Origin of the sequence: Parasediminibacterium schistidii, assembly GCF_046546515.1 — a bacterium.
Lineage (GTDB): Bacteria > Bacteroidota > Bacteroidia > Chitinophagales > Chitinophagaceae > Parasediminibacterium.
On sequence record NZ_JBKHKJ010000030.1, the window covers coordinates 32,492 to 48,717 of the forward strand.

General features: G+C 40.7%; 14 protein-coding genes. 6 read left to right on the plus strand and 8 right to left on the minus strand.

The window, feature by feature from the left end; translation table 11 throughout:
- Positions 1 to 381 precede the first annotated feature (381 nt).
- On the plus strand, positions 382 to 1,278 hold the full coding sequence (locus ACHFIY_RS15680; protein WP_410847060.1) for a hypothetical protein: 897 nt from the start codon (positions 382 to 384) through the stop codon (positions 1,276 to 1,278).
- A 31-nt stretch (positions 1,279 to 1,309) separates the two neighbouring features.
- Here the strand turns inward: ACHFIY_RS15680 and ACHFIY_RS15685 are convergent, their stop codons facing one another.
- The 3 genes from ACHFIY_RS15685 to ACHFIY_RS15695 form a co-directional block, all read right to left on the minus strand.
- Positions 1,310 to 2,431 carry a peroxiredoxin family protein gene (locus ACHFIY_RS15685; protein WP_410847061.1) on the minus strand — a complete coding sequence of 374 codons (1,122 nt, stop codon included), beginning with the start codon at positions 2,429 to 2,431 and terminating at the stop codon, positions 1,310 to 1,312.
- Positions 2,432 to 2,745: 314 nt separating this feature from the next.
- Positions 2,746 to 4,188, minus strand: a complete 1,443-nt coding sequence (gene gatB, locus ACHFIY_RS15690; RefSeq protein WP_410847062.1) for an Asp-tRNA(Asn)/Glu-tRNA(Gln) amidotransferase subunit GatB — start codon at positions 4,186 to 4,188, stop codon at positions 2,746 to 2,748.
- 385 nt (positions 4,189 to 4,573) lie between these two features.
- Positions 4,574 to 5,305: an SIMPL domain-containing protein gene (locus ACHFIY_RS15695; protein ID WP_410847063.1), complete on the minus strand. Its 732-nt coding sequence runs from the start codon at positions 5,303 to 5,305 to the stop codon at positions 4,574 to 4,576.
- A gap of 122 nt (positions 5,306 to 5,427) precedes the next feature.
- On the opposite strand from ACHFIY_RS15695, the gene ACHFIY_RS15700 reads away from it, so the two are divergent.
- A complete protein-coding gene (locus ACHFIY_RS15700; protein ID WP_410847064.1) occupies positions 5,428 to 6,231 on the plus strand; it encodes a polysaccharide deacetylase family protein in 804 nt (267 codons plus the stop codon).
- Here the strand turns inward: ACHFIY_RS15700 and ACHFIY_RS15705 are convergent.
- The 4 genes from ACHFIY_RS15705 to ACHFIY_RS15720 form a co-directional block, all read right to left on the minus strand.
- The gene (locus ACHFIY_RS15705; RefSeq protein WP_410847065.1) at positions 6,221 to 6,805 is read right to left on the minus strand and encodes a Uma2 family endonuclease; all 585 of its coding nucleotides are present in this window, start codon (positions 6,803 to 6,805) and stop codon (positions 6,221 to 6,223) included. The genes ACHFIY_RS15700 and ACHFIY_RS15705 overlap by 11 nt on opposite strands.
- 60 nt (positions 6,806 to 6,865) lie before the next feature.
- A complete protein-coding gene (locus ACHFIY_RS15710; protein WP_410847066.1) occupies positions 6,866 to 8,080 on the minus strand; it encodes an alanine dehydrogenase in 1,215 nt (404 codons plus the stop codon).
- 192 nt (positions 8,081 to 8,272) lie between these two features.
- On the minus strand, positions 8,273 to 8,719 hold the full coding sequence (gene tsaE / locus ACHFIY_RS15715) for a tRNA (adenosine(37)-N6)-threonylcarbamoyltransferase complex ATPase subunit type 1 TsaE (RefSeq protein ID WP_410847067.1): 447 nt from the start codon (positions 8,717 to 8,719) through the stop codon (positions 8,273 to 8,275).
- Positions 8,720 to 9,168: 449 nt separating this feature from the next.
- Positions 9,169 to 9,930 carry a hypothetical protein gene (locus tag ACHFIY_RS15720; RefSeq protein WP_410847068.1) on the minus strand — a complete coding sequence of 254 codons (762 nt, stop codon included), beginning with the start codon at positions 9,928 to 9,930 and terminating at the stop codon, positions 9,169 to 9,171.
- Positions 9,931 to 11,418: 1,488 nt separating this feature from the next.
- Between ACHFIY_RS15720 and ACHFIY_RS15725 the strand changes: the two genes are divergently transcribed.
- The 3 genes from ACHFIY_RS15725 to ACHFIY_RS15735 all read left to right on the plus strand — a co-directional run bounded on the left by ACHFIY_RS15725 (position 11,419) and on the right by ACHFIY_RS15735 (position 14,457).
- On the plus strand, positions 11,419 to 12,600 hold the full coding sequence (locus ACHFIY_RS15725) for a THUMP domain-containing class I SAM-dependent RNA methyltransferase (RefSeq protein WP_410847069.1): 1,182 nt from the start codon (positions 11,419 to 11,421) through the stop codon (positions 12,598 to 12,600).
- 106 nt (positions 12,601 to 12,706) lie between these two features.
- The gene (locus ACHFIY_RS15730) at positions 12,707 to 13,450 is read left to right on the plus strand and encodes an electron transfer flavoprotein subunit beta/FixA family protein (protein ID WP_410847070.1); all 744 of its coding nucleotides are present in this window, start codon (positions 12,707 to 12,709) and stop codon (positions 13,448 to 13,450) included.
- A gap of 47 nt (positions 13,451 to 13,497) precedes the next feature.
- Positions 13,498 to 14,457, plus strand: coding sequence for an electron transfer flavoprotein subunit alpha/FixB family protein (locus ACHFIY_RS15735; RefSeq protein WP_410847071.1), 960 nt, complete (start codon positions 13,498 to 13,500; stop codon positions 14,455 to 14,457).
- A 104-nt stretch (positions 14,458 to 14,561) separates the two neighbouring features.
- Here ACHFIY_RS15735 and ACHFIY_RS15740 read toward each other — a convergent pair whose 3' ends face one another.
- A complete protein-coding gene (locus tag ACHFIY_RS15740; protein WP_410847072.1) occupies positions 14,562 to 15,143 on the minus strand; it encodes an RNA polymerase sigma factor in 582 nt (193 codons plus the stop codon).
- 77 nt (positions 15,144 to 15,220) lie between these two features.
- On the opposite strand from ACHFIY_RS15740, the gene ACHFIY_RS15745 reads away from it, so the two are divergent.
- The gene (locus tag ACHFIY_RS15745) at positions 15,221 to 16,216 is read left to right on the plus strand and encodes a FecR family protein (RefSeq protein ID WP_410847073.1); all 996 of its coding nucleotides are present in this window, start codon (positions 15,221 to 15,223) and stop codon (positions 16,214 to 16,216) included.
- The last annotated feature ends 10 nt before the right edge of the window (positions 16,217 to 16,226 follow it).

The following is a 16,226-nucleotide window of genomic DNA, read 5'->3' on the forward strand; positions in this document are numbered from 1 at the left end:
AAATTTATTACAAGCATTGTTGTTTTTCAAAAAAGTTGATATGAAGGTGGCGAAAACCAATGACAATGGCGACAAATGGATGGAGAAATTTGTAAACGAATAAGATTCGTTAAGTGATAAGGTAGCGGCTATTTACTTTGGCAAATGGCCCCTTTTTTTGCTATAATTTGGCAGCTTTCTGGAAGTTGGTAAATCTTTAGCATATGGCTTTTCCCGCGCGGGCAGCCATTTTTTGTTGCTCCAAGCAACAGCATAAGCCTACGAGGCTATAAGCCCCGTAGAGCAGGATAATGCAAATCATTTAATCAGTGGTATATTTTGCCTATATTTTAGCATCAAATTAAAAAGCCCAAACAAGTTCATAGTATATATTTGCCGCCGATGAAAAGGTTAGTAGCTCCAGCAGTATTTATTCTTTCTTTTTTGCTTGCCAATGCCGCACAGGCACAGGATACCTTGCCAAAATTTAATGTCAGGGACGTGAATAGTACAAAGTTGCTCATAACATGGATAAACCCTTATGAGTACAACTGTATTCAACTGGCAGTGCAGCGTTCTTTCGACAGTACCCATTTTTTCTCCACTATATATTCTGCCCAGTCGCCAGAACTGCCTCAAAATGGGGTTCTGGATGCCCGTATGCCTAAGGGTGTGAAGGTATATTACCGAATATTTTATGTACTGGATGGAGGGCAATATTTTTTTACAAAATCAGTAGGCATAGCATCTAATTATATCAGTTTACAAAATACTGTAGGAGGGGGGCTGGCACAATCGCCTAAGAAAAATAGCCAGCGGGAGATAGGTGCAACAATAGCGGCTGAGAATGCCAATGCCCAAAATCCACTGGAGAAAAAATGGATAACAATTTATAAAGGCAATAGGAGCGATATATATGAGAAAGTGGGCTATAACGATTTTAAACGGTTCAGGGATTCTATTATTAGCTATACAAAAGATACGCTGTACAGTGCAAACGAATACGAGGTTATTATTAAGCCATACATACCCAGACCAACATGGAAGCCTTCTTTATATGTATTTACTGGCAGCGATAATTTTGTAAGCCTGCACTTGCCACTTTCAAAAATTCACAAATATCGCATTGTCTTTTATGAAGAAGACGGCACCGAAATTTTCCAAATAAAACAATTGAAAGAGCCAGACCTTGAGCTAGACAATACTAATTTTGTGCACGCAGGGTGGTTTTATTTTGATTTGTTTGAAGACGAAAAATTGAAAGAACACGGCAAGTTCCAGATACTGTTGCCATTTTAATAATTTGTTTTAATACATCACACCCAAACCCCTACCTCGGCAGCACCTCATACAATTTCATACCCAGTTCCCTGCCACGCAGGTCGGCGGCAATTACTTTGCCGCTTGTATCTAGCAATACATTAAAAGGCAGGGCGGTTACTTGGTATTTTTTTACCACCGGGCTTTCCCATAGTTTGCCATCGGTTAGTTGCCTCCATGCTAAATTGTCATTGTCTATGGCTCGCTTCCAAGCACGGCGTGTGCTATCCAGCGATATGCCCAATATGGTAAAATTCCTGCCTTTGAACTTGTGGTAGGCTTTTACATGGTTGGCATTTTCGTCCCGGCAGGGCTTGCACCAACTAGCCCAGAAATCGAGCAGCACATATTTGCCCCTTAGGCTGTCTAGGTGGTAAGGGTTCCAGCCTGTATCGGGCAAGGAAAAGGTTGGGGCTAGTTTGTTCAGCAAAAAATATGGATGTTCCTGCTTTAACTGTTCTTTAATAATCCTGTCCAAAAAGGCAATAGAATTATTGTTCTTATATTCTTCCTTTGCTTCACTGGTTAATTTATGGATGGTTTCCTTGTCCATAGTGGCGAACGACTTTGCCAAAAAATAAGAAAGCAGGGCAGGGTTCTGTGTTTCCCTGATATTATTAATAATCAGTTTATTCACTTCTGCCAAGGCCTTGTCCTTTGCCTTTTTGTAAATGGACAAGATGCTGTCTGATACTTCTTTTTGCTGCATGGTGTCGTACAGGTTTATTTTATCAAGCAGCTTTGCGTAGCCACTGCTATAACTATCTAAAAACGCATGTAGCTGCTTGCTGGCAGGCGATCCATCCACGGTGTAGGCTTTATAATGGTCTAGGTCAACATTTAGGGTAATGGTTTGTGCATCGTTTACTAGGTAAACATCTGTGCTGTCTAAACTTAAAACATACAGGCTTTGCTCCAGCGGCATGTAGGTGCGCATTGAGAAACTGCCGTCGAGGTTTAGCAGGGCAGTATCTACAATTACAGGGTTTTGGTTGCCAATGGCCAACTGCTTCAGTACTAGCTTTTTGCCTTTTGCATGTAGTATGGTCCCCTTTACTTCAAAGTAGCTGCGCTTGCCTTTGCAGGCTGCTAGGGAAATGATTAATATAAATACAATGTGCAGTTTCCGCATTTTATTTTAAATAAAAGTTTTAATCAGGTGCAAGTTTGGTTAATCTGCCACGAAGGCACGAAGACATAAAGAGGCACAAAGTTTAAAGAGAAGAAAAAAAAAATTATGTTGTCAATGCCTTTTTCTTCGTGTTTTTGTGCCCTTGTCGCTAAAAAAAACGAGGTTAATAACTATTGTTTTCTTTCTTTTTGCTTGCTTAAATTTATGTGAGCTATGTACCTATGTGGTGAAATAAGCCTTAGCCGTAATAGATAATATTATGTGTTTCTGGGGCAGGGCCTACACATTTATTCCCCTTTAGGGGGCTAAGGGCGCTAATTCAATTTTTGCTGCAACAATTCAGTAACCACTTTGGGGTCTGCCTTGCCCTTGCTTAGTTTTTTTACTTCGCCCACAAACAAACCAATAAGCCCTTTTTTGCCTTTCTTGTATTCTGCTGCCTTGTCGGGCATTTTAGCAATTGCTTCATCTACCCATGCTTCCAGTTCGTTGCTGTTGCTCACTTGCAGCAGGTTTAGTTCTTCTGCTACTTGCATAGGCTGCTTATCGCCTTGCAGCAATACTGGGAATATTTTAGTGGCTGCTACAGAGAAGTTTACTTTGCCATCGTCTATCAATTGTATCAAAGCCGCCAGCGTGGTGGCTGACAGTTTCAATTGACCAATAGCAAGGCCACTATCATTCAAATATTGTTTTATGGGGCCAGTAATCCAGTTTACAATGGCTTTGTAGTGCTTGCTTTCTTTTGCTGTTTCATTAAAATAATCTGCCGTGGCTTTTTCATCGCAAAGCTGTGCCGCATCATAGGCACTCAGCCCAAAGTCCTGCTGGTAAGTAGCAGACAATTGGTTGGGCAAGGTTGGCAGCCCTGCTTTTATTGTATTGATAAATTCATCTGTTAAATGGAAAGGTGCCAAATCGGGGCAGGCAAAATAGCGGTAATCATTTGCTTCCTCCTTGTCCCTCATGGAGAAGGTAGTATCGTTGTCGGCATTAAAGCTGCGTGTTTGCTGCGTGATGGTGCCGCCTTTTTCTACAATGGCTATCATGCGTTCCACCTCATAGTCAATCGCTTTTTTTACGTTGCGTATGCTGTTCAGGTTTTTTACTTCTACTTTAGTACCTAGTTTCTTTTCGCCTTTCAGGCGGATAGACACGTTTGCATCGCATCTTAGGCTGCCTTCTTCCATGTTGCCATCGCAAACGCCAATCCATTGTACTAGCTTGCGTATCTCGGTTACATATTGGTAGGCTTCCTCGCTGCTGTGCAAGCAAGGCTCAGTTACTATTTCTATCAAAGGCACGCCCGCACGGTTCAGGTCTATACAAGTATAGGCTTCTTCCCAATCGTGTATGCTTTTGCCAGCATCTTCTTCCAAGTGTATCCTGTTTAGCTCAATGTCCCTTGTGCCTTCGCTGGTGGTAATGGTTACCCAGCCGCCTTTGCAAATAGGGGTTGTGTGCTGCGATGTTTGGTAGCCCTTGGGCAAATCAGGGTAAAAATAATTTTTTCGGGCAAAATAGTTGTCTTTCTCTATCTCGCACCTGCAGGCAATGCCCATTTTAATGGCATATTCCACGGCTTTTTTATTGGTCTTTGGCAGCGTGCCGGGGTGCCCCATGGTAATGGCGCTGATATGTGTGTTGGGCGTGCCGCCAAAAGCAGCGCTGTCGCCACAAAACAATTTGCTTTCTGTTTGCAACTGGGCGTGTACCTCCAGCCCTATCACCACTTCGTATTTACCGCTTATGCCCATCGTGAAAATAATTAGCTAAAAATGAGGCGCAAAAGTATTGTTTATTGTGGCTACTTGCAAGGGATATATTGCCACAAAGGCTCTGAGGCTCAAAGCAGCACTAAGAAAAACAAGATAGGATTATATGTTTTCCCTTTCTTATTTCGCTTAAAACTTTGCACTTCTTTGTGTCTTCGTTCCTTCCTGTCTTGTCCTGAAATAGGTTGATTATTTTTATAAAAATTGTGTGTTTAAATGTGGATGCCGCTATTGGAAATGCAATTGATTTTTTTTACAATAAGCAACCAATATAGCAGTTTAACAAGAATTTTACCTACTATCATAAGTGTATAGTGTGTAACGGGCAAACGTCTTTATATTGCTTTTTTATCGATTAAATGGCCGTTTACTTCACCCCATATTCAATACGGATAGTAATAGTTGCTTTTTTATTAATGGATGAAGTATTGAAAGTGCCGCCTTCTGAATAAGCCTCATTACTGTTTTGCCCAGTTATTTGGAAAACTCCCATGGCAGCACTCCTGATTTTTCCTAGTGAACTTCCTGAATTTTCTGCTATGGTTTCTGCCCTTTTTTTTGCATCGGCACTTGCCTTTGCCAATAAATCAATTTTCAGGTCAGATAGCTTTGTGTAATAGTAAGAAGGCTCGTAAGAATTTATTTCTATGCCATTTTCTACCAGTTGCGTTACCTCCCTCGAAACTTTTTCAATTTTGTCAATCTGCTGCGATTCCACGCTAACATCCTCGCTCAACTTATAGCCAGTAAACGTGGGGTTTATCTTGTTGCCCTTTGCATCAAAATTGTCAGAAAATTCCTTTGTGATGGTAATAGATGAAAAAGCAGTTTCCGAAGGGGTTACGTTTTTGGTTTTTAAATAAGCCCTTATCTCGTCTTCATCTTTTTTGATGAGGGTATAGGCGTCTTTCAACAATAGGGTTTTCCTTTCAAAACTTGCTTTCCACACAATCAAGTCGCTTGTAAAATTCTTCTCTGCAATGCCTGTAACGCTAATAATTTCGCTCGATTTAAATTTATATTTATAGGCATTGGCAAATAATATAGATGCAATTACAATTGCAAGCCCAATAATGAGGTTAGGGAAGGAACTTTTCATTTTATCAATCATTTAAGTTATAAAGATAGTAGGTTTAAAAATCTAATGTATAAATTGATAAAAAACAATATTTTCACGCCAAGCATTAAAAAAACAGGCAGGCTGCTGCACAAAACCTCACTATGTATTTCTTGTTATTTTTGTTGGTTGGCATACCGAAACTAACCTATTCAGTACCCCGAGCTGAAAAAAATAAACACTTTGCAAATAGCCAAAACAGAAAGCCTGCCTCTATTGGTGATGCAAAGCAACATATCTATTTAACCTTTGACGATGGGCCACAAAATGGCACGGCGGTTTGCATGGAACTTTGTAAAAAATGGCATGTAAAAGCTACTTTTTTTATGGTGGCCAACCATGCAAATAGCCCGAAAATGAGGGCAATTGTGCAAAAAATAAAAGCCTGCTATCCTGCTTTGCTTGTGGCCAACCACAGTACAGACCATGCTGGCTGCCGATATGTGCATTTTTATAAAAACCCTGTGGCGGCCGCGGCAGATTTTAATGAAGCACAACAAGCACTTTCTGTGCCATATAAAATAATAAGGCTGCCAGGCAATAGTGCATGGGCTTGTAACAATTGGGTAAAAGCATCTGCCTTAGTAAAGCCATTGTGTAATATATTAGTAAATTTTGGTTACAATGTAGTAGGATGGGATGTGGAGTGGCGGTTTAACCATGCAAACAGTTACCCTATACAACAGCCTGCGGCAATGGCACATGAAATAGAAAATGCCTTGGATGCAAACCATGTACACACCAGCAAGCACATTGTACTATTAGCTCATGACAGGATGTTTAGGAAGCAGCGATTTGCCGATAGCCTTGAAAAATTGATTGCTATTTTGAAAAAAGACCCTCGCAATGTTTTTGAAACAATAGACCAATACCCTGGTTTAAAACTAGAAAAGCCTATTAAGGGGTAGGTGGTGTTAATTCGATATTTTTATAAATATCTTCCATGGATAGGCTTATGCCCTCGGCCAATTCTATCTTAGTATCCATGCCTTGGTAGTGTGCGTAAGTGAATAAAGGCGTTTCTTTTTGCCTGCTATATACTTCTATCGTTGGGTATTTTTGCGATACCAATAAATAATATTTTAGGGATGCTGTGCGTATATAACGTTGCAGCTTTACTACATGGTCGTATTCGCTAGTAGTCTCAGAAAGCACTTCTACAATAATTGTTGGGTGGCAGATAAACTGGCTTGCTTTCAAATCTTCTTCATTACAACTCACCATTACATCTGGGTACATGTAATAATTATTTTCTTCCAGTTGCAACTTCACATTTTCCTGAAAAACATAGCAGCCTTTCGGTTCAAAAAGCTGGCGCAATGCATCGGATACATTTCTTGCTACACGAAAATGGTTGATAGAACCACCCGCCATTGCAAAAACCTCCCCATTGAAAAATTCATAACGGATGCCATCTGCTTCTTCCAAAGCAAGATATTCCTCAAACGTATAGACTTTCTTTTCCTTAATTGATGTTTCCATAAATTAATTATTTAAACACGAATTACACGAAATTCCTAATTTATAATTCCTAATTCCTAATTACCGCCTGCTTGCTATCAGCAAATTCAAATCGGTATATTTCAGGTCAAATTTCTGGCTGATATAGAAATCTGTCAAAGCCCCTTTAAACAGGTAAATGCCCTCGCGTAGGTTAATGTTGTGCCAAACCATTTCTTCCAGCCCTCCCTCATCGCTAATGGTTAGCAATAAAGGCATCAATACATTGCTAATGGCCTGGCTGGCAGTGCGGGCAAAGCCACTGGGTATATTGGGTACGCAATAGTGTATCACATTGTGCAAAACAAAAGTGGGGTTTTCGTGGCTGGTTAGGCGGCTTGTTTCAAAACAGCCGCCTCGGTCTATGGCCACGTCTAGTATAATGCTGCCTGGCCGCATGGCTGCCACCATTTCTTCTGTAACCACTACCGGTGCCCTGCCATATTCGTTGCTCAATGCGCCAATAGCTACTTCGCAGGTTTTTAATTGCTTGGCCAAAATGCGTGGTTCCAGCACACTTGTCCATACTCGTTGGCTAAGGTTGTTCTGCAGTTCTTTTAGGCGGTAGATATTATTGTCGAATACTTTTACCGATGCCCCCAATGCAAGCGCATTTCGGGTGGCGGTTTCGCCCACGATGCCTGCCCCTACTATTACTACTTTGGTGGGTGGTATGCCGCTAATACTGCCCAGCAGGACGCCTTTGCCCTTATTGAAGCTACTTAGGTATTGCCCAGCAATCAACATCAAGGCACTACCTGCTATCTCGCTCATGCTTCGCACTATTGGGTAGCTGCCATTATCGTCTTTTAAGTTTTCAAAACTTAGTGCGGTTATCTTTTTTTCCATCATCTTGGCAATGATGATTTCTTTTAAAGCAGAATGGTGCACGGGGGAGATAATGGTTTGGTTCATTTGCAGCAAATCCATGTCTTCCTCCACCACTGGTGCGCTTTTCAGCAGCATAGGGGCTTTGTAAACTGTTGCTTTGTCATAAACAATCGTTGCCCCAGCTTCTGCATAGTCTTTGTCGTTGTAGTGGCTGCCCATGCCTGCATGGTGTTCTACCATTACGGTGTGACCATTGCTTACAAGCACCCCTACCGCTTCTGGCGAAAGGGAGATACGGTTTTCCTGGAAAGCAAATTCCTTGGGTATGCCAATTTCTAGTTTGGCACCCTGCGGCTTAATGTCCAGTGTTTCTTCCAAGGTTTCATAATTGAAAGAAGTAGAAATAATTGGTTTGCTTGTTGCCATTGAGTTTATTGATTGCAATTTTACGAACAGTAATCAGGGATAAAATTACCGCATTCGTAGTGTTCCCTGAATATAATTATTAAAAATGGTGCAAATACACTTTTTAGCTATCCACTAAGGCACAAAAACACTAAGAGCCACAAAGCATTTTGCTATGTTTCTCTCTTTATTTTCTTTCTTATTTTCATAGTGCTACTTTGAGCCTTCGTGCCTTTGTGGCGAAAAAACTTTAGTATGCAAATGGCGTTCCATTTGGTCGCCTAGGTCAATATATACATGGAATGTATGGCCATCCTCAAATAAACCTGGGGCTTTTTCGGGCCATTCTATCAGGCACAAGCCCGCATTGGCAATGGCATCATCCACGCCAGCAGCAATGGCTTCCTCCTCGTGTTTCAATCGGTAAAGGTCTATATGGTAAACAGTTCCAGCAAAAGGGCTTTGGTATTCGTTAATAATGGCATAAGTAGGGCTGCTTACAACATCCTGCACTTGCAGCAAACTACATAAAGCATGTATAAAAGTGGTTTTGCCACTACCCATTGCTGCATGGAAAGCCCATAATTTATAAGGTTTCCCTTCTTCCCAGACCTGTTTGGCTACTGTATCAATTTCTGGCAGTGTATAGGTTGTTTCCATGCTGCGAAGATAAATGGTTCTGCGTAAATGGCTTAATAGCGCAGGTGCATAAAAGTTTTTCGCTTTGCCCCTCGCCTTCGGAGAGGGGTTGGGGTGAGGTTTAACCCGGATTTTGCAGTTGACTTCGTTATGAAAGGCTCAAATGCAATAAAGACAAGTATTTGAGCCGAATTTTTGGTTGAAAACATAGTGTACTATGGCAAGGCCAAAAAATCAAGCAAATGCTTGTGTTTGAAGTAGTTGGGGCTTACAATAGATTTCAACTGCAAAATCCGGGTTTAACTAAAAACTGCGTAAAGGACTTAATAGCACTAGTGTATTAATAGGCATATTGTCTTTTAGCCTATGGGCTATATCCATAGTTAGTATATGATACCCTTTCGGGGCTTTACGGGCTTATTTGCCATCAATCTTGATTGTATAAGCGTTGTTTGCATTTGCCACAATTATTACTCAGCAATGCTTTTCTTTTTCTTTGGGTTTAGCCATTTTATCATGCCCAAAACGATAAAGAATTGGGAGAACCCATTGGAAAGTGCCACCAAAACATCCAATATAGATAAAGTTCGATGGTAACGAAGTTCATCAATGCCATAAATCATGTTGGATGCGATTAATAAAAAAACGCCTATTCCAAATATCAGCCTTAATTTTTCTAAAGCCACTTCCCCCCATAAATTAGCAGTAAACGCTCCTGCCAAAAGTAATATTATGGTATTGGCATATATGCACAACTGATAAAACTCCGTGCCAAATCCAACTATTTTATTCAGGTAAACCATGGCTATTAAAAGCAATATCAAAAAAGTAGGCAAGGCTTTTTTTACATAAATAAAGATTTTTTTCTCCCTAGACGAGGCACGCTGCACTTGTAGCAATATGATGGCATACAATAGATATACCAAAGGGTATAATAAAAGTGCAATTTTATAGAGTAGCGTGCTTTGTATAGTGCCGCATATATCAGAAGCCCATGCCAAAACAAAAGCTATATACAGCAAAATACGGCCTGTGAGCGTAGCAGGTGTACTAGTGATGTTAAAAGAACTGTTATTGATAAAAAACAATACCAAGAAAGGCATTAAAATCGTTTTGCTGTATATGCGGTAACTGTACTTGCCTGTGTATAAATACCAACAATCTACCAACAGTAAAAGTAGGTAAATGAAAAACAGGTAGTATTTGCCAATAAAACTTTTTTCATGCAGCATATCCAAGCAATTTTCTAATGTTATTGTATATAGGGTAAAAGTAAAAAATAAAATTAGATTATTTTTATTTTTTATATAACCCTTTCAATAGATATACGAGCTTTTTTCTCTTTGAGTTGCTAACTGCCATAAAAGTACTGAGACAGAAAAGGCCAAAAGGTTTAAGAATAAACAAAGCAATCGGGTGCATTTCAAAATTTCGCTTTTGCTCTTGTCTTAAAATACCTATCCCTTTCGATGAGCTACAGGGTGTAATTCCTAATTCTTAACTCCCCCTATATGGGGGAAATATGCCCCCATATAGGATTGTGCTTTTCAAGGGTGCATAAAAGTTTTTCGCTTTTTAGTGAAAAACACCCTAGTATCTCCCTACCCGCCACTTATCCCAAAAAGCCGGAACAAACACCCCACGGGTAAAAAGATGGGATGCAAAACGAGGACACTTATACAATTTCTACACTATTACTTTTTTCGGGGTTTTTATTAAAATAGTTTCAGTTTTGACAATTTTCGGTCTTTTTTCCTATTCGCGATTTTTTGAAAAAACATCCCCTCGCCTTTAAGTCATTGATTATCAACAATAGGGGCAAAATATTATGCGTATTTTATGCGTATTTTGTGCCTATTTTTTGAGTAATTCGTGCATACTTTTTGCGTATTTTATGCTCATTTTGTGCATACTTTTTGCCTATTTTACAGCCATCAATACAAGGCTAATTTTTTAAGCTAAAACTATCTTAATATTAATAAAAAAAGAACTTTGATGTAAGTACTGGTTGATAGCTTGTAAAATACATTTAACCTAGGTTTTTAGCAAGTGCATTCCTAGCACAAAGATAAGGTTTTTAAAGATTGGGGAATATCGCCACAAAGCGAAAAGCTTTTATGCACCCCTTTTCAATATCCAGTAAATTATCCCCAATTTTACAGTATATGGCTTCCTTTGTTCCCGTTAGGGTTCAACCGAACTGGTTGCCCTAGCAACGGCTATTGGCTTCGTAGTATAATATTTAACATCAAAATTATAAAGTTATAATATGTTATTTTTACTCAAAAAACACGCAGAAAGTAGGCATCTTTTAAGCGCAAAATATGCACAAAACACGCAAAAGGTAGGCACAAAATACGCACAAAATACGCATTCTTAAAAGTATAAAAATGCTGAATTTCAATGAGTTACCTGCTTTGAAAAGCCTAAATTTAAAATCAAGGTGTCAAAATGCCCTGCCAAAACATCGTTCAAACCCTTCTATTCTTTGTGTGGCATGCACCACTAGCGGTGTTTCACCTGGGCTAGCAGTGTTTTGCAGTATCAATGCTTTAGCTTCTTTTAAATCGAAAACAACCAAGTGCAAAGTTTTGAAAAGCACCCACCACCTCTCTTTATTTCCATTTTTTCTTAGGGCTACTTTCTGCCTTCGTGGCTATTAATATGGCAAAAAATAACAAAAATTCAATCTTCATTTTCAATGATTAAGTTTGCATCTTATGCAAGTATTTACTACCAAGAGCCGCATTGTTATTACCTGCCACAAATGGCTTTCGCCGGCATTGCAAGCCGAGGTTATTGCTTTAGGGTATGAAATTGAAGCTGCAGGGCAAACTTCGGTTACCTTAATAGGCACGGCGCAAGATTGCATACGGCTGAACCTAAACCTGCGATGTGCCAGCCAGGTAATGTATTCGCTCAAGTCTTTTTCTTGTGATAGCCCTGATGAATTGTACAATGCGCTATTGCCCATCCCTTGGGACAAGCTACTGGCACCAGATGGCTATTTTTCTGTAACCAGCAATGTATCCCACTCTTCCATTACCAATGGCATGTTTGCCAATCTAAAGGTAAAAGATGCCATTGTTGACCACATGCGGGACAAAACCAACCAACGCCCATCAACAGGGGCCGAACTAAAAGGCGTGGTAATAAACCTGTTCTGGAAATATGGCGAGGCAGAAGTTTTTATAGATACTTCGGGCGAAACCCTCACCAAGCATGGCTACCGCAAGCTGCCTGGCAAAGCCCCTATGCTGGAGGCTTTGGCTGCTGCCACTATATTATCTACCAAATGGGATAAAAGTGGGCTTTTTGTAAACCCCATGTGTGGGTCTGGCACATTGGCTATTGAAGCCGCATTGATAGCAACGAACAGAACACCGGGTTTGTTGAGGAATCAATACGCTTTTATGCACCTTATAGGCTACCAACCAGACATGTACACCACCGAGAGAGAAAAGCTAGACAAGATTGTAAAAAAAGTGAGCGGGTTAAAAATAATAGCTAGCGACATAAGTAGTGCCGCCATTTCAGTTGCCAAAACGAATGCCGAAGCAGCAGGCGTGGCAAACCTAATAGACTTTGCCACATGTGATTTTGAACGAACAACCATACCTACCGCTACTAATGGCGTAGTGATGCTGAACCCTGAATATGGCGAACGGTTGGGTGTAGAAGCCGAGCTGGAACTAACTTATGCTAGAATAGGCGATTTCTTTAAAAATAAGTGTGCGGGATATACTGGCTATATATTTACTGGCAATTTGGAACTAGCAAAAAAAATACGACTGAAAACCAGCCGCCGGATAGAATTTTTCAATGCAACGATTGATTGCCGCTTGCTAGAATATGCGCTGTATGATGGCACAAAAAGGGTGGAAAAACTGGTGAATGAGTAGTTATGTATGTCCCGAATTCTTAATTCTTAATTCCTAATTAAAAAATGGTGGTATATATTTGCCGCCCGTATTTTTTCGTTCCTAATGGCATAAAATAGATACCGCAATGAAAATTTTAGTTTGCATCAGCAAAACGCCCGATACCACCGCCAAAATAGCCTTCAAAAATGGCAATACCCAATTTGAAGACGCAGGGGCACAATGGATAATAAACCCTTACGATGAATGGTACGCCTTGGTTAGGGCCATAGAATTGAAAGAAAAAGACCCTGCCACCATTATACATTTGGTTACAGTAGGCGGTGCAGACACCGAAGCCATCATCCGCAAGGCATTGGCATTAGGTGGCGACGAGGCCTATCGAATTGATGCCAGCAACAACGATAGTTATTATATAGCTGCGCAAATAGCAGCCATTGCGCAGCAAAACAGCTACGACTTGATTTTCACGGGCAAGGAAACCATCGATTACAATGGTTCCTCCGTGGGTGGCACGATTGCCGAATTACTAGATTTGCCGTACATTTCTTTGGCTACCAAATTTGATGTAGAGGCAACCTCCGCAACAGTAACAAGGGAAATTGATGGCGGTGAAGAAACTGCCGAGATAATGCTTCCACTGGTAGTAAGCTGTGCCAAGGGTATCGCAGAGCAGCGCATCCCTAACATGCGTGGGATAATGGCTGCCCGTACAAAGCCACTAAAAGTAGTGGCCCCAGCAGCCATAGATGCCCTTACAACAGTAGCAAGCTACGAACTAGCCCCGGCAAAAGCAGGCGTAAAACTGGTAGCTGCCGATAATGTAGCAGAGCTGGCAAGGCTGCTGCACGAGGAAGCAAAAGTTATATAGTCTTGACCTAATTTAAAATGCAAAATTTATAATTTAAAATTCCTCTCATGTCAGTTTTAATATTTGTAGATCAGGCAGATGGCCATATAAAGAAAGCTGCTTACGAAGCTCTAAGCTATGGAAGCAAAATAGCTGCTCAGCTAGGCACTACTGCCGCCGCATTGGTGCTGGGCAACGTGCCTAGCGATTTATCGGCACTGGGCAAATACGGCGTGCAGAAAGTATATACCGTGAACAACGACAAGCTAAACCATGTTGACTCGCAGGTATATGCCTCGGTAATTGCGGAGGCTACAAGCACAATTGGTGCAAATGTGGTTGTATTCAGCCACAACCAAACAGGCAAAGCAGTAGCTGCAAGGGTAGCTGCACGATTAAAAGCAGGTTTGGTATCTGGTGCTTGTGCTTTGCCCGATACAACTAATGGTTTTGTGGTAAAGAAAACAGTGTTTAGCGGCAAGGCTTTTGCCAATATCAATATTACCTCCCCAATAAAGGTAATTGCGTTGAACCCTAATAGCTTCCATGTAACCGAGAATGGCGGCGTAGCAGAAGTAACTGAATTAGCGGTAACTGTACCCGAATCTAAAATACAAATAACCAATATCACCAAAGTATTGGGCGAAGTGCCACTAACCGAGGCAGATATTGTGGTAAGTGGTGGCCGTGGGCTGAAAGGCCCTGAAAACTGGGGTATGATTGAGGACTTGGCCCATAGCCTTCATGCTGCAACAGCATGCAGTCGCCCAGTAGCAGATGCACATTGGAGGCCTCACCACGAGCATGTGGGGCAAACAGGCTACCAAATTGCACCTAACTTGTATATTGCCATCGGCATTTCTGGTGCCATACAGCACTTGGCGGGCGTAAACAGGAGCAAGACTATCGTTGTGATAAACAAAGACCCTGAAGCACCTTTTTTCAAAGCTGCAGATTATGGCATTGTAGGCGATGCGTTTGAAGTAGTGCCTAAATTGACAGAAGAAATAAAGAAATTGCAAGCATAGCCAGCTATTATGTTTCTTTTTTGCCACGAATGCACTAATGGCACTAATATTTTTATTCGTGTTTATTCGTGTTTATTCGTGAATTCGTGGCAAAAATAAAAAACCTATGCCAATCTAACTTGTAACAATGCCCACACAAGCAATCCTTCCCCTACTATCTGTTTCAATGTTTTGATGGCCTGCGATATTTGGTTGCGGGCTACTTGGTATTGTATCTGCATAATATCGCAAATTTCGTCGTAGCTTAAATTGAGGTAATATTTCAGGTAAATAATTTCCCTTTGACGGTTGGGCAGTTTCTCCAATGCGGCAATTAGCTGCAAAACCTTTCTCTTGTCTTCCTCGCTGCTTATTAAAAAAGACTCGTGGCTAATTTCAAAACTCGTATTCAACTGCCCGTCTAGGCTGCCCGTTTTTTTTGCTTTTGCCACTACTTTCAGCAGCTTGTACTTCAAGGCTTTTATCAGGTAAGCTTTGATGGAATTTACTGGTGGTGGTGCTTTTTGATGCCACAAATCCAAGAAAAGTTCCTGTATGGTATCTTTCAGCATCTCGGTATCGTCAGAAAATTTACAACCATACTTAAACAACTCTGCAAAGTATTTGCAAAACAGTTCAGCCAATGCGTCCTTTCTCCCTTGTCTAAAATGCTCCCACAGTAAAATATCATTTTCCCTTTCGCCCATTTTTTTTATTTTCTTCGCATTACATTATTACATTGGCAAGCACTCTATCATATTAAGTATAGGAAAAAAGCATAACTATGAAAAAAATTGATGAAATATTGGTTGATGAAGGCTTTATTGATTGGGCTTCAAACCAACAATCCATACTTGCTACCGATTGGCAAAAATGGATGGTGGAGCATCCAGCACAAAGCAGCAATGTGGACGAAGCCTTAAAGTTATTCAAAAATTTACAACTTGAAGAAATAAAAGTTCAAGGGGAAGTAATAGAATTTGAGAAAAATCGGCTAATGGCGGCTTTAGATACATTTAAAAAGCCTGCTAAAGTAGTTTATGTGTCTAGGCTTAAATGGCTGGGCACGGCTGCCGCATGTATAATGCTTGTTGCCGCAGGGCTATATACTTTCAGCGAATTTTTTGGCAAAACAGTCCAGAAGACCAGTTTTGGCGAGATTGCTGAGAAAGTATTGCCCGATGGCTCGTCTGTGCTGCTAAACAGCAATAGCTCTGTAAGCTATGCTGCCGACTGGGCAAAAAGCAAGCAAAGAGAGGTATGGATAAACGGAGAAGCCTTTTTTCATATATCCAAAAAACCAAACCACGAACGCTTTGTAGTACATACTGACAATTTTGACATTGTGGTTACGGGTACTAAATTTAATGTGTTGAACCGTAAAAACAAGTCAACGGTTATGCTTCAAGAAGGCGGCGTAACCATACAATTGCAAAACGGTAAAGAAATAAAACTGCACCCAGGAGAATACATTAATTATAGTGCAGCAATGGAAAATGAAACAGCAATAAAGCCTGAAACAGGGAAAGAAGAAAAAGAACTAGCCTGGGTGAGCAAAAGGCTTTTTTTTGAAAATACCAGCATGGTGGACGTATGTGAAAAAATAAAGGAATTGTACGGCGTGGAAATGGAACTTGGCAGCGACAGCGTAGCCAAGAAAACCATATCGGGCATATTACCAAACGACAACCTAGATATTCTTTTGCAATCCCTCGAAGCAACTGCCGACTTTAAGTTGGAACGCAAGGGCAACACAATAACCATTAACCTGCCAAACTAGTAGGATAAAC

Excerpts from the sequence above, each read along its gene's own strand:
- ACHFIY_RS15700 (WP_410847064.1), top strand. The coding sequence starts at position 5,428 with ATGTATTTCTTGTTATTTTTGTTGGTTGGCATACCGAAACTAACCTAT.
- ACHFIY_RS15720 (WP_410847068.1), bottom strand. The coding sequence starts at position 9,930 with ATGCTGCATGAAAAAAGTTTTATTGGCAAATACTACCTGTTTTTCATT.
- ACHFIY_RS15680 (WP_410847060.1), top strand. The coding sequence starts at position 382 with ATGAAAAGGTTAGTAGCTCCAGCAGTATTTATTCTTTCTTTTTTGCTT.
- ACHFIY_RS15740 (WP_410847072.1), bottom strand. The coding sequence starts at position 15,143 with ATGGGCGAAAGGGAAAATGATATTTTACTGTGGGAGCATTTTAGACAA.
- gatB (WP_410847062.1), bottom strand. The coding sequence starts at position 4,188 with ATGGGCATAAGCGGTAAATACGAAGTGGTGATAGGGCTGGAGGTACAC.
- ACHFIY_RS15685 (WP_410847061.1), bottom strand. The coding sequence starts at position 2,431 with ATGCGGAAACTGCACATTGTATTTATATTAATCATTTCCCTAGCAGCC.
- ACHFIY_RS15735 (WP_410847071.1), top strand. The coding sequence starts at position 13,498 with ATGTCAGTTTTAATATTTGTAGATCAGGCAGATGGCCATATAAAGAAA.
- ACHFIY_RS15725 (WP_410847069.1), top strand. The coding sequence starts at position 11,419 with ATGCAAGTATTTACTACCAAGAGCCGCATTGTTATTACCTGCCACAAA.
- ACHFIY_RS15705 (WP_410847065.1), bottom strand. The coding sequence starts at position 6,805 with ATGGAAACATCAATTAAGGAAAAGAAAGTCTATACGTTTGAGGAATAT.
- ACHFIY_RS15695 (WP_410847063.1), bottom strand. The coding sequence starts at position 5,305 with ATGAAAAGTTCCTTCCCTAACCTCATTATTGGGCTTGCAATTGTAATT.
- ACHFIY_RS15710 (WP_410847066.1), bottom strand. The coding sequence starts at position 8,080 with ATGGCAACAAGCAAACCAATTATTTCTACTTCTTTCAATTATGAAACC.
- ACHFIY_RS15730 (WP_410847070.1), top strand. The coding sequence starts at position 12,707 with ATGAAAATTTTAGTTTGCATCAGCAAAACGCCCGATACCACCGCCAAA.
- tsaE (WP_410847067.1), bottom strand. The coding sequence starts at position 8,719 with ATGGAAACAACCTATACACTGCCAGAAATTGATACAGTAGCCAAACAG.
- ACHFIY_RS15745 (WP_410847073.1), top strand. The coding sequence starts at position 15,221 with ATGAAAAAAATTGATGAAATATTGGTTGATGAAGGCTTTATTGATTGG.